Source organism: Streptomyces sp. 549 (assembly GCF_030124175.1).
Taxonomy (GTDB): Bacteria; Actinomycetota; Actinomycetes; order Streptomycetales; family Streptomycetaceae; genus Streptomyces.
Genome location: NZ_JASKMT010000007.1, coordinates 212,126 through 224,408 on the forward strand (window position 1 = coordinate 212,126; position 12,283 = coordinate 224,408).

A 12,283-nucleotide genomic window follows, 5' to 3' on the forward strand; every position below is an offset into this window, starting at 1 on the left:
GAACGGCGGACGGACCCGCGCCGCGGGTCCCCGGCGGCGGGCGCCGGGGACGGTCCTTTAGAAGGTGTGCTCGGGCTGCGGGAAGGTGCCGCCGGTGACGTCCTGGGCGAAGGCCTTCGCGGCGTCGCCGAGCGTCTCGCGCAGCGCCGCGTACTGCTTCACGAAGCGCGGCATGCGGCCACCGGTGAGGCCGGCCATGTCCGTCCAGACCAGGACCTGCGCGTCGCAGTCCGGCCCGGCACCGATGCCCACGGTGGGGATGCTCAGCGACCGCGTCACCTCGGCGGCGAGCGCGGCGGGCACCAGTTCCAGCACGACGGCGAACGCACCGGCGTCCTGGGCCGCCTTGGCGTCCCGCAGCAGGCGGTGGGCGTCCTCGTCGCTGCGGCCCTGCACCCGGTAGCCCATGGTGTTGACGGACTGCGGGGTGAGGCCCAGGTGGGACATGACGGGGACGCCCGCCGACACCAGCAGCTCCGTCTGCGGCAGCGACCGCTCGCCGCCCTCCAGCTTCACCGCGCCCACCCCGGCGTCCTTGACCAGCCGGGTGGCGTTGCGCAGCGCCTGCGTCGGACCCTCCTGGTAGGAGCCGAACGGCAGGTCGCCGACGATCAGCGCCCGCTGCGTGCCACGTACGACGGCGGCGGACAGCATCGTCATCTCGTCCATGGTGACCGGCACGGTGGTGTCGTAGCCGAGGTGGCAGTTCCCCATCGAGTCGCCGACGAGCATCACCGGGATGCCCGCCTCGTCGAACACCGACGCCGTCATCGCGTCGTACGCGGTCAGCATGGGCCACTTCTCGCCGCGCTCCTTGGCGCCGACGAGGTCGCGGACGGTGATGCGTCGGTTCTGCGTTCCGCCGTACAGCGCCTTGCTGCTGTCGGCTGCCGCCTGGGCATGCGTCATGGCACGGGCTCCTGTTGTCGTCTCGAGGCGCCCTCACGGCGTCCCCGGATCTGCTCCCATGGTGACACCGCGACACCGCCGCGCAAAGGGGGGTGCGGCGAGACCTCAACCACCGGGCAGCGCCCCGCGGACTGCCTGCACGGTTCCGGCGTCGGCCCGGCGGCTCGGGGCCTCGGGTGCCGGGCGCGGCGGACTGTCGAATATGCGCGTTCTGTCACATCCGGGCGGCACGCAAGGCAACGTGGAACTGTGATGCTTTCGTGATCGTCCTCGACAGTGCACACGGTTCGCAGGAAACGAACCGGCACGCCGTACGGACACATCCGGCCATCCCCTATGGTTCTTGTCTCGGCGGCCGGTGGTACTCGCAGTGAGGACAGCACATGGCACGGGCGTACATGGCGGAGACCGGCGAAGGCACCGACGGGCGGTCGTCGCGACCCGGTGGTTCCTCCCGGGTCCGCGCCGCGTCCGCCAAGTGGCGCGGTCCCGGCAGCCTGCGGCGCGGCTGGGTGATCGCGGCCCTGGCCGTGCTCACCGGAGTGGTCATGGCCGTGCACTCCAAGATCCCCAACACCATCGGCAACCTCGGCAGCCTGCTGGAGACGTTCCTGCCGTGGTTCGCCGTCCCCGTGGCCGGCCTGCTGCTGCTGGCGCTGCTGCGCCGCTCGGTGGTCGCGCTGGCCGCGCTGCTGGTACCGGTGCTGGTGTGGGCCAACCTCTTCGGCGGCCTGGTCACCGACAAGAAGGGCGCCGGCGGTGACCTGACGGTCGTCGCCCACAACGTCGACGCCGACAACCCCGATCCGGCAGGCACGGCGGCGAAGCTCGCCGACTCCGGCGCGGACGTCATGGCGCTGGAGGAGCTGCCCGGCCGTTCCGTCGGCGTGTACGAGCAGGCACTGGCCGGGACCTACCCGTACCACGCGGTGGAGGGCACGGTCGGGGTGTGGAGCAAGTACCCGCTGACCGACACCCGGCCGGTCGACATCAGGATCGGCTGGACCCGTGCGCTGCGCACCACGGTGGACACGCCCCACGGCGACCTCGCCGTCTACGTGGCGCACCTGCCGTCGGTGCGGGTCAAGTTCCGGGCCGGCTTCACCGCCAACCAGCGCGACGACGCCGCCGAGCAGCTCGGTGAGGCGATCGCCCGGGAGGGCAGCGGACGTGTCGTGCTGCTCGGCGACCTCAACGGCACCATGAACGACCGGGCCCTCGCCCCGGTCACCGCGCAGATGCGCTCCACCCAGGGCGCGGCGGGAGCCGGCTTCGGCTTCAGCTGGCCGGCGTCGTTCCCGATGGCCCGGATCGACCAGATCATGGTCAAGGGCGTGGAGCCGGTGTCGTCCTGGACCCTGCCGGCCACCGGCAGCGACCACCTTCCGGTGGCGGCGTCCGTGAAGATGTAGCCCGCCCGCAACCTTCCGGACGCGTGGGGGAACAGAACGGTCGGCATAATTTGTTCCGCCAGAGAACATATGCTTCGCTGGTGCCTGTCGCGCCGCCCTCCCCGCCCCGAAAGGTCCCCTGCTCATGCCCCTGGCCCTGCTCGCCCTGGCTGTCGCAGCCTTCGGCATAGGCACGACCGAGTTCGTGATGATGGGCCTGCTGCCCAACGTCGCGGACGACCTCGGCACCTCGGTGCCCACTTCGGGGCACCTCGTCTCCGCCTACGCCATCGGCGTGGTCATCGGCGCCCCGCTGCTCACCGCCGTCGGCGTGCGCGTGCCGCGCAAGCCGATGCTGATCGCGTTCATGGCGCTCTTCACCGTCGGCAACCTCGCCTCCGCGCTGGCCCCCGACTTCGGCACGCTGCTCGCCGGACGGGTGCTCGCCGGGCTGCCGCACGGCGCGTTCTTCGGAGTGGGCGCGGTGGTCGCCGCCCGGCTGGTGAGCCCCGAGCGCCGTGCCCGCGCGGTCGCCACCATGTTCCTCGGCCTCACCGTCGCCAACATCGTCGGCGTGCCGGCCGGTACCGCCCTGGGGCAGCAGGTGGGCTGGCGGGCGACGTTCCTGGTGGTCACCGTGATCGGACTGGTCGCCATGGCCGCCCTTGCCGCACTGGTGCCCCGGCTGCCGCTGGAGCGCAGCGGCGGGTTGGGCGGCGAACTGCGCGCGCTGCGGCACCCGCAGGTCGCGCTGGGGCTGCTCACCGCGGTCTTCGGCTTCGCCGGGGTGTTCGCCGTCTACAGCTACCTCGCCTCGATGATGACCGAGGTCACCGGCTTCGCCGAGACGTCCGTCACCTGGGTGCTGGCCCTGTTCGGCATCGGCATGACGCTGGGCGCGCTCGCCGCCGGGCCGCTGACCGACCGGGCGCTGCGCCCGACGCTCTACGGCTCGCTGACCGCGCTCGCCGTCCTCCTGGCCGCCTTCCACTTCACCGTGCACCTGAAGTGGGCGGCGCTCGCCACGGTGGTGCTCATCGGCGCGGTCGGCTTCATGATCACCACACCGCTGCAGGTGCTGGTGATGAACAAGGCGCAGCAGGCCCCGACGCTTGCCTCAGCGTCCAACCACTCGGCGTTCAACCTGGCCAACGCCGGCGGCGCCTGGCTGGGCGGGGTGGCCATCACCGCCGGGTGGGGCTGGAGTTCGCCGACGCTGGTCGGCGCGGTGCTCGCCGTGGTGGGCCTGGGCATCGCGCTCTTCGCCGGGGCGCTGGACCGTCCCGGTGCCGCCGCCGGGGGCTTCTCCCGGGTCGTCGCCCGCGGCCGGGCCCGCATCCGGCAGCCGGTCGGCTGACCGGACGCCGGACGCTGAACACCGCGCCGCCCGCCACACCCGTGTGTGCGGGCGGCGGGCGGCGCGGTGCTGTCGTCCGACGGGCCGGGGCCTGCGAGGCGTGGCGGGTTCAGTTCCCGGCTGCGGCGGCCGTCTCGCGCCAGCGGTTGGTGGTGGGCAGCCGGCGGTCCTTGCCGAAGCCCTTCGCGGAGATCTTGGTGCCCGGCGGGTACTGCCGCCGCTTGTACTCGGCGGTGTCGGTCATGCGCAGCACCCGCGTCACCAGCTCCGCGTCGAAACCGCGGGCGGCGATGTCGGAGGCGCCCATGTCCCGGTCCACGTACAGCTCCAGGACCTGGTCCAGCACGTCGTAGTCCGGCAGCGAGTCGGTGTCCACCTGGCCGGGGCGCAGCTCGGCGCTCGGCGGCTTGGCGATGGTGTTCTCCGGGATCGGCGGCGTCTCGCCGCGCTCGGCGGCGGAGCGGTTGCGCCACTTCGCCAGCCGGAAGACCGTCGTCTTGTAGACGTCCTTGATCGGACCGTAGCCGCCCACCGAGTCGCCGTACAGCGTCGAGTAGCCGCAGGCCAGTTCGGACTTGTTGCCCGGTGCGAGCACCAGGTGGCCCTCCTGGTTGGACAGCCCCATCAGCATCGTGCCGCGCAGCCGCGCCTGGAGGTTCTCCTCCGCCAGGCCGGTCAGCTCCAGGGACTCCATGTAGGCGTCGAACATCGGGGCGATGGAGTGGGTGCGGAAGTTCAGCCCGGTCCGCCTGGCCAGTTCGGCCGCGTCGCCGCGCGAGTGGTCGGAGGAGTACCGGGACGGCATGGAGACGCCGTACACGTTCGCCGGCCCGATCGCGTCGCAGGCGATCGCGGCCACCAGCGCCGAGTCGATGCCGCCCGACAGGCCGATCAGCACCGAACGGAAACCGTTCTTCCGCACATAGGCGCGCAGCCCGGTGACCAGGGCCGTGTAGACCTCCTCGTCGGCGTCGAGGCGCGGCGCCTGGACGGGAGCGGGCAGCGCCGGGGCCTGCGCGGGGGCGTCGGCGGCCGACAGCGTGCGGTGGTCGATGCGCAGCCCGTCGGCGACGGTGCCGGAGGGCGGCTCGGCTCCTGCGGCGGGCAGGTCCAGGTCCAGCATCAGGCACTGCTCGGCGAACTGCGCCGCGCGCGCCACGACCTGTCCGTCCCGGTCCACCACGATGGAGTCGCCGTCGAAGACCAGCTCGTCCTGGCCGCCGTTCATGGCCAGGTAGGCGGTGGTGCAGCCCGCCTCCTGGGCGCGCTTGCGGACCAGTTCCAGGCGGGTGTCGTCCTTGTCCCGCTCGAAGGGCGAGGCGTTGACGGACAGCAGCAGCCCCGCGCCCGCCGCCCGCGCCCCGGGCACCCGGCCGCCGTCCTGCCACAGGTCCTCGCAGATCGCCAGCGCCACGTCCACGCCGCCGACCCGGATCACCGGCAGGGTCTCACCGGGCACGAAGTAGCGGAACTCGTCGAAGACGCCGTAGTTGGGCAGGTGGTGCTTGGCGAAGGTCAGCTTGACCTCGCCCTCGTGCAGCACCGCGGCGGCGTTCTGCGGGGCGCCCGCCGGCTGGCCGTAGCGGGGCTGGGCCTGCTCCACCCGGTCGAGGTACCCGACCACCACCGGCAGGTGGCCGAGTCCTTCCGCCGCCAGCCGGGAGGCCAGCGAACGCAGCGCGTCGCGGCTGGCCTCCACGAAGGACGGACGCAGGGCGAGGTCCTCCACGGGGTAGCCGGTGAGCACCATCTCCGGGAAGGCGGCCAGCTGGGCCCCCTGCTCGGCGGAGTGCCGGGTCCATCGGAGTACCGACTCGGCGTTCGCGGCGAGATCACCGACGGTGGAGTCGATCTGGTTCAGGGCGAGACGTAGATGAGGCACCCCGCCAGCGTAACCGTCAGACTGACGCGATGCCCTGAGGGCCCGCACCGGCCCGTCGTGCCGCCATCGCCCGCGCCCCGCCCGCCTCACCTGCGCTTCAAACCGCCTCAGGCCGCAGCGTAATGTGGCGGTAACGGCTCACCGTGATACTGGTGTGCACAGGGTCGCCCCGCGCGGGCGACCGGGAGAGTCCCGGCCGACCAGCAAGGATGGGTGACCATGGACAAGCAGCAGGAATTCGTGCTCCGGACGCTCGAGGAGCGCGACATCCGGTTCGTGCGACTGTGGTTCACCGACGTGCTGGGCTTCCTGAAGTCGGTCGCGGTGGCACCCGCGGAGCTGGAGCAGGCGTTCGACGAGGGCATCGGTTTCGACGGCTCGGCCATCGAGGGCTTCGCCCGGGTCTACGAGTCCGACATGATCGCCAAGCCCGCGCCCAGCACCTTCCAGATCCTGCCCTGGCGGGCCGAGGCACCCGGTACCGCCCGCATGTTCTGCGACATCCTGATGCCGGACGGCTCGCCCTCCTACGCGGACCCGCGCTACGTGCTCAAGCGCATCCTGTCGCGCACCTCCGACCTGGGTTTCACCTTCTACACCCACCCCGAGATCGAGTTCTTCCTCCTGAAGGACAAGCCTGTCGACGGCACCCGGCCCACCCCGGCCGACGCCTCCGGCTACTTCGACCACACCCCGCAGAACGTCGGCATGGACTTCCGCCGCCAGGCCATCACCATGCTGGAGTCGATGGGCATCTCGGTGGAGTTCTCCCACCACGAGGGCGCCCCCGGCCAGCAGGAGATCGACCTGCGCTACGCCGACGCGCTCACCACCGCCGACAACATCATGACGTTCCGGCTGGTGATGAAGCAGGTCGCGCTGGAGCAGGGCGTCAACGCCACCTTCATGCCCAAGCCGTTCTCGGAGTTCCCCGGCTCCGGCATGCACACCCACCTCTCGCTGTTCGAGGGCGACCGCAACGCCTTCCACGAGTCCGGTGCCGAGTACCAGCTCTCCAAGGTCGGCCGGTCCTTCATCGCCGGACTGATCAAGCACGCCGGTGAGATCTCCGCCGTCACCAACCAGTGGGTCAACTCCTACAAGCGCATCTGGGGCGGCGCGCAGCGCACCGCGGGCGCCGGTGGCGAAGCGCCCTCCTACATCTGCTGGGGCCACAACAACCGGTCCGCGCTGATCCGCGTGCCGATGTACAAGCCCGGCAAGACGGGCTCGACCCGCATCGAGATGCGCTCACTCGACTCCGGCTGCAACCCCTACCTCGCGTACGCGGTCCTGCTCGCCGCGGGGCTCAAGGGCATCGAGGAGGGCTACGAACTTCCCCCGGGGGCGGAGGACGACGTCTGGGCGCTCTCCGACGCCGAGCGCCGCGCCATGGGCATCTCGCCGCTGCCGCAGAACCTCGGTGAGGCCATCGACCTGATGGAACGCAGCGAGCTGGTGGCCGAGACGCTCGGCGAGCACGTCTTCGACTTCTTCCTCCGCAACAAGCGGCAGGAGTGGGAGGAGTACCGCTCCGAGGTCACCGCCTTCGAACTGCGGAAGTCCCTGCCGGTCCTGTGATGGCCGCAGACCGCGAACCCCCCTCCCGCACGGCGCCCGCGGACGCGACCCCGGGCGAGCCGCCCGCAGGGGGGCGGCGCAGCAGCACCTTCACCCGGCTGCTGCGCCTGGGTTTCACCGACCCCGCCACCGCGGGCCGGCTGCTGGACGAGCCCGGCCTGCAGCCGGTGCGCGGCAACACCGTGCTGCTGGAGGCCCTGGGCCGCAGCGCCGATCCCGACCTGGCGCTGCTCAGCCTGGTCCGCCTCCTGGAGGCGCAGCCCGGCGACGGCGCCCGCCAGGAGTTCCTGGACACCCTGCTGTCGGCGAAGCCGCTGCGGGACCGACTGCTCAACGTGCTCGGCGCCTCCGAGGCGCTCGGCGACCACCTGGCCCGGCACCCCGCCGACTGGCGGTGCCTGGTCACCTACGAGGCCGCCGACCTGCACCCGGGCCTGGCGGAGTTCGAGGCGGCACTCGGCGGTGCCGACACCCCCGACACGCTCCGTGCCGCCTACCGCCGCGCGCTGCTGACCATCGCGGCGCGCGACGTGTGCGGCACCACCGACTTCGCGCAGACCGCCGCCGAACTCGCCGACCTGGCCACCGCGACCCTGCGGGCCGCGCTCGCCATCGCCGAGGCCGCGGCGCCCGACGACGCGAAGCTGTGCCGCCTGGCCGTCATCGGCATGGGCAAGTGCGGCGGCCGGGAGCTGAACTACGTCTCCGACGTGGACGTCATCTTCGTCGGCGAGGCCGCCGACGGCTCCGACGAGGGCCGTGCGATCCAGGCGGCGACCCGGCTCGCCGCCCACCTGACGCGGATCTGCTCCGACACCACCGCCGAGGGCACCATCTGGCCCGTCGACGCCAACCTGCGCCCCGAGGGCCGCAACGGGCCGCTGGTGCGCACACTCTCCAGCCACCTGGCGTACTACCAGCGCTGGGCGAAGACCTGGGAGTTCCAGGCGCTGCTGAAGGCCCGGCCGGTGGCCGGCGACCGCGACCTGGGGGAGCAGTACTGCCAGGCCGTCGCCCCCCTGGTGTGGCAGGCCGCCGAGCGGGAGAACTTCGTCACCGACGTGCAGCAGATGCGGCGCCGCGTCGTCGCGGGCATCCCGGCGGCCCAACTCGAACGGGAGCTGAAGCTCGGCCCCGGCGGGCTGCGCGACGTGGAGTTCGCCGTCCAGCTCCTGCAACTCGTCCACGGCCGCACCGACTCCGGGCTGCGCAGCTCCACCACGCTGGACGCACTGGACGCACTGGCCGACGGCGGCTACGTGGGCCGCCAGGACGCAGCCGCGCTCAACGACTCCTACCGCTTCCTGCGGACCATCGAGCACCGCATCCAGCTGTACCGGCTGCGGCGCACCCACCTGATGCCGGACGACGAGGCCGACCTGCGGCGGCTGGGACGCGGCAGCGGCTTCCGCACGTCGCCGGTCGCCGAACTCACCCAGGCGTGGAAGAGGCACGCGGGTGTGGTCCGGCGGCTGCACGAGAAGATCTTCTACCGGCCGCTGCTGGACGCCGTCGCCCAGCTCGACGTGGGTGAGACCCGGCTGTCCACCGCCGCCGCCCGGGAGCGGCTGGAGGCGCTGGGGTACGCCGACCCGGCCGCCGCCCTGCGCCACCTGGAGGCGCTGGCGTCCGGCGTGAGCCGCAAGGCCGCCATCCAGCGGACCCTGCTGCCGGTCCTGCTCGGCTGGTTCGCCGACTCCGCCGACCCGGACGCCGGTCTGCTCGGCTTCCGCAAGGTGTCAGACGCGCTGGGCAAGACTCCCTGGTACCTGCGGCTGCTGCGGGACGAGGGCGCGGCGGCGGAGAACCTGGCCCGGGTGCTCTCCGCCGGCCGCTTCGCCCCCGACCTGCTGATGCGCGCCCCCGAGGCGGTCGCGCTGCTGGGCGGTCCGGAAGGGCTCGCGCCGCGCAGCCGGGAGGCGCTGGTGCAGGAGGTGCTGGCCGCCGTCGGCCGGGCCGACAGCGCCGAGCTGGGCGTGGCCGCAGCCCGCGGCGTGCGCCGCCGGGAGCTGTTCCGCACCGCCGCCGCGGACGTCATCGGCGCCTACGGCACCGAGGGCACCCCGGCCCTGGAGGACCCGGCGGCGGCCGTCGACCGGGTGGGCGAGGCCGTCTCCGACGTCACCGCCGCCACGCTGGCCGGCGCGCTGCGGGCCGCGACCCGCGAGCGCTGGGGGGAGACGCTGCCGACCCGGTTCGCGGTGATCGGCATGGGCCGCTTCGGCGGCCGGGAGCAGGGGTACGGCTCGGACGCCGACGTGCTGTTCGTGCACGAGCCGCGCGAGGGCGTCGACGAGCGGGAGGCCGCCGAGGCCGCCCAGGCCGTGGCCAACGAGATGCGCCGCCTGCTCCAGCTGCCCAGCGCCGATCCGCCGCTGCTGGTCGACGCCGACCTGCGGCCCGAGGGCAGGTCGGGGCCGCTGGTGCGCACGCTCGCCTCGTACGGCGCGTACTACCGGCGCTGGTCGCTGGGCTGGGAGAGCCAGGCACTGCTGCGGGCCGACCCGGTCGCCGGCGACGCCGACCTGGGCCGCCGGTTCGTCGAGCTGGTCGACCCGCTGCGCTACCCGGTGGAAGGGCTCGGGGACGACGCGGTCCTGGAGATCCGGCGGCTGAAGGCCCGGATGGAGGCCGAGCGGCTGCCGCGCGGCGCGGACCCCACCACCCACACCAAGCTCGGCCGGGGCGGCCTCTCCGACGTGGAGTGGACGGTGCAGCTCATCCAGATGCGCCACGCCTGGGTCGAACCGGGGCTGCGCACCACCAGGACGCGCCCGGCGCTGGCCGCCGCCCACGCGGCCGGGCTGCTGGCCACCGAGGACGCCGAGGTGCTGGACGAGGCGTGGCTGCTGGCCACCCGGGTGCGCAACGCGGTGATGCTGGTCCGCGGCCGGCCCGGCGACACGTTCCCCTCCGAGGCCCGCGAGCTGGCGGCCGTCGGCCGGTACCTGGGCTACGAGCCGGGTCACGTCGGTGAGCTGCTGGAGGACTACCGCCGCCTCACCCGCCGTGCCCGTGCCGTGATGGAGCGAGTCTTCTACGAGGGCTGAGCAGCCCGCGCGGCCGTGCCGGTCGGCGGCGCGGTCAGGAGACCTGCGCCACCGGCCGCTCGTTCGCGGCCTCCGGCTCCGCCTGCGCGGGCCCGGTGCTCTGGCGCCGCTGCGCGGCGGCCCGGCGCGGCAGCCGGTGCAGGTGGTCGCCGTACCAGCAGTACGCGACGCCGAAGCCGAAGGCGAGGCAGATCAGGCCGCCGACGGCGTCCAGCCAGAAGTGGTTGGCGGTGGCCACGATGACCACCAGGGTGAGCGTGGGGTAGAGCACGCCCAGGGCCTTCGCCCACCAGGGCCGGGCCAGCAGCACGATGATCACGCCGCACCAGGCCGACCAGCCGATGTGCATGGACGGCATCGCCGCGTACTGGTTGGAGACGTTGGCCATGTTGCCGGACGCCATGGAACCCCAGGTGCCGTGCACCACGACGGTGTCGACGAAGTCACCGCCGGTCATCAGCCGGGGCGGGGCGAGCGGGAAGAAGTAGTAGCCGAGCAGGGCGACGCCGGTGGTCGAGAACAGCGCCGTCCTGGCCGCCGCGTAGCGGCCCGCCTGCCTTCGGTAGAGCCACACCAGGATGCCGATCGTCACCAGGAAGTGCAGCGTCGCGTAGTAGTAGTTCATCGTCACGATGAGCCACGTCACGGAGTTGATCCCGTGGTTCACGGCGTGCTCGAAGGCGAGGCCCATCGACTTCTCGATGTCCCAGATCCAGTGCGCGTTGCGCATGGCGTGGGTCTCGTGCTCGGGAACGGCGTTACGGATGAGCGAGTACACCCAGTAGCTGACCGCGATCAGTCCGATCTCGAACAGGATGCGCGGGCGCCGCGCCGCGCGCATGCGCCGGGCCAGCGGCCGGCGGGCACGGGCTTCCGCCTCGTGTTCATGCAACGGCGTCGCTGTGGCCACCCGGATGTCTTCCTCAGGTCTTCTGGTCGGAGCCCCCATGACGGGTCAGTCTGCCATGCGGTCCCTCCCGGCCGATCATCCTTCCGGTGGGTCTTGGAGGCGCCGTGTCCTCCCCTCGAACTACGCCTGACCCCGACGTCCGTTGAGCTGGTGGGCGGAGGCCGTCGAACCGCGAACGACCAGCTCGGGGAGGAAGACGAACTCGCTGTGCGGGGTGGGTGTGCCCCGTACCTCCTCCAGCAGCGCCCGCACCGCGGCCTGCCCCATGGCGGTGACCGGCTGCCGGATCGTGGTCAGCGGGGGATCGGTGAAGGCGATCAGCGGTGAGTCGTCGAAGCCGATGACGGAGACGTCCGAGGGCACGCCCAGACCGCGCTGCCGGGCGGCCCGGATCGCGCCGAGCGCCATCATGTCGCTGGCGCACACGACCGCCGTGCAACCGCGTTCCAGCAGGGCGGTCGCGGCGGCCTGGCCGCCCTCCAGGGTGTACAGGGAGTGCTGCACGAGCAGCCGCCCCTGCTCCTCGGAGAGCCCCAGCTGCTCGTTGAGCGAGCGCAGGAAGCCCTCTATCTTGCGCTGCACCGGCACGAACCGGGCCGGCCCGAGGGCCAGGCCGATGCGCTGGTGGCCGAGCGAGGCGAGGTGCGTCACCGCCAGCCGCATCGCGGCCCGGTCGTCGGGTGAGACGAACGGCGCCCGCACGTGCGGCGAGAAGCCGTTGATCAGCACGAACGGCACGCCCTGGCCGCGCAGCTTCTCGTACCGCTGCATGTCGGCGGTGGTGTCGGCGTGCAGGCCGGAGACGAAGAGGATGCCGGCGACGCCGCGCTCGACGAGCATCTCGGTCAGCTCGTCCTCGGTGGACCCGCCCGGCGTCTGGGTCGCCAGCACCGGGGTGTACCCCTGCCGGGTCAGCGCCTGGGCGATGACCTGCGCGAACGCGGGGAATATCGGGTTCTCCAGCTCCGGCGTGATCAGCCCCACCAGTCCCGCGCTGCGTTGCCGCAGCCGGGGCGGACGTTCGTAGCCGAGCAGGTCGAGAGCGGCAAGGACGGACTCGCGGGTGGCAGCGGCGACACCGGGTTTGCCGTTCAGGACGCGGCTGACCGTTGCTTCGCTGACCCCCGCCTGGGCTGCGATGTCAGCTAGCCGTGCGGTCACGCCAATGGACTGTACCGGTCGTGTGGCGGACTGCCTACCGCG

Annotated in this window: 8 protein-coding genes; 4 read left to right on the plus strand and 4 right to left on the minus strand. The window is 72.6% G+C overall.

The annotated features are described in order from the left end of the window. Nucleotides 1-57: 57 nt before the first annotated feature. The gene (gene panB, locus QNO07_RS11615) at nt 58-909 is read right to left on the minus strand and encodes a 3-methyl-2-oxobutanoate hydroxymethyltransferase (RefSeq protein WP_283991700.1); all 852 of its coding nucleotides are present in this window, start codon (nt 907-909) and stop codon (nt 58-60) included. A gap of 383 nt (nt 910-1,292) precedes the next feature. Here panB and QNO07_RS11620 point away from each other — a divergent pair, with 383 nt between their 5' ends. Together QNO07_RS11620 and QNO07_RS11625 are read left to right on the plus strand one after the other, a co-directional pair. After that, a complete protein-coding gene (locus QNO07_RS11620) occupies nt 1,293-2,321 on the plus strand; it encodes an endonuclease/exonuclease/phosphatase family protein (protein WP_283991701.1) in 1,029 nt (342 codons plus the stop codon). A gap of 124 nt (nt 2,322-2,445) precedes the next feature. Further along, nucleotides 2,446-3,657, plus strand: a complete 1,212-nt coding sequence (locus QNO07_RS11625) for an MFS transporter (RefSeq protein WP_283991702.1) — start codon at nt 2,446-2,448, stop codon at nt 3,655-3,657. A 109-nt stretch (nt 3,658-3,766) separates the two neighbouring features. Here the strand turns inward: QNO07_RS11625 and QNO07_RS11630 are convergent, their stop codons facing one another. Then, a complete protein-coding gene (locus QNO07_RS11630; protein WP_283991703.1) occupies nt 3,767-5,539 on the minus strand; it encodes an NAD+ synthase in 1,773 nt (590 codons plus the stop codon). A 219-nt stretch (nt 5,540-5,758) separates the two neighbouring features. On the opposite strand from QNO07_RS11630, the gene glnA2 reads away from it, so the two are divergent. Continuing rightward, a complete protein-coding gene (glnA2, locus tag QNO07_RS11635) occupies nt 5,759-7,120 on the plus strand; it encodes a gamma-glutamylpolyamine synthetase GlnA2 (RefSeq protein WP_283991704.1) in 1,362 nt (453 codons plus the stop codon). Continuing rightward, nucleotides 7,120-10,170 carry a bifunctional [glutamine synthetase] adenylyltransferase/[glutamine synthetase]-adenylyl-L-tyrosine phosphorylase gene (locus QNO07_RS11640; RefSeq protein WP_283991705.1) on the plus strand — a complete coding sequence of 1,017 codons (3,051 nt, stop codon included), beginning with the start codon at nt 7,120-7,122 and terminating at the stop codon, nt 10,168-10,170. Before glnA2 ends, QNO07_RS11640 begins: the two co-directional genes overlap by 1 nt. A gap of 34 nt (nt 10,171-10,204) precedes the next feature. On the opposite strand, the gene QNO07_RS11645 is transcribed toward QNO07_RS11640, so the two are convergent. Beyond that, nucleotides 10,205-11,119, minus strand: coding sequence for a phosphatase PAP2 family protein (locus tag QNO07_RS11645; RefSeq protein WP_502961818.1), 915 nt, complete (start codon nt 11,117-11,119; stop codon nt 10,205-10,207). A gap of 81 nt (nt 11,120-11,200) precedes the next feature. Then, nucleotides 11,201-12,241: a LacI family DNA-binding transcriptional regulator gene (locus QNO07_RS11650; RefSeq protein ID WP_283991706.1), complete on the minus strand. Its 1,041-nt coding sequence runs from the start codon at nt 12,239-12,241 to the stop codon at nt 11,201-11,203. Between the last annotated feature and the right edge of the window lie 42 nt (nt 12,242-12,283).

What these genes read in the sequence shown, in the direction of transcription:
- panB (WP_283991700.1), bottom strand. Translation starts at nt 909, where the DNA reads ATGACGCATGCCCAGGCGGCAGCCGACAGCAGCAAGGCGCTGTACGGC.
- QNO07_RS11620 (WP_283991701.1), top strand. Translation starts at nt 1,293, where the DNA reads ATGGCACGGGCGTACATGGCGGAGACCGGCGAAGGCACCGACGGGCGG.
- QNO07_RS11625 (WP_283991702.1), top strand. Translation starts at nt 2,446, where the DNA reads ATGCCCCTGGCCCTGCTCGCCCTGGCTGTCGCAGCCTTCGGCATAGGC.
- glnA2 (WP_283991704.1), top strand. Translation starts at nt 5,759, where the DNA reads ATGGACAAGCAGCAGGAATTCGTGCTCCGGACGCTCGAGGAGCGCGAC.
- QNO07_RS11640 (WP_283991705.1), top strand. Translation starts at nt 7,120, where the DNA reads ATGGCCGCAGACCGCGAACCCCCCTCCCGCACGGCGCCCGCGGACGCG.
- QNO07_RS11645 (WP_502961818.1), bottom strand. Translation starts at nt 11,119, where the DNA reads ATGGGGGCTCCGACCAGAAGACCTGAGGAAGACATCCGGGTGGCCACA.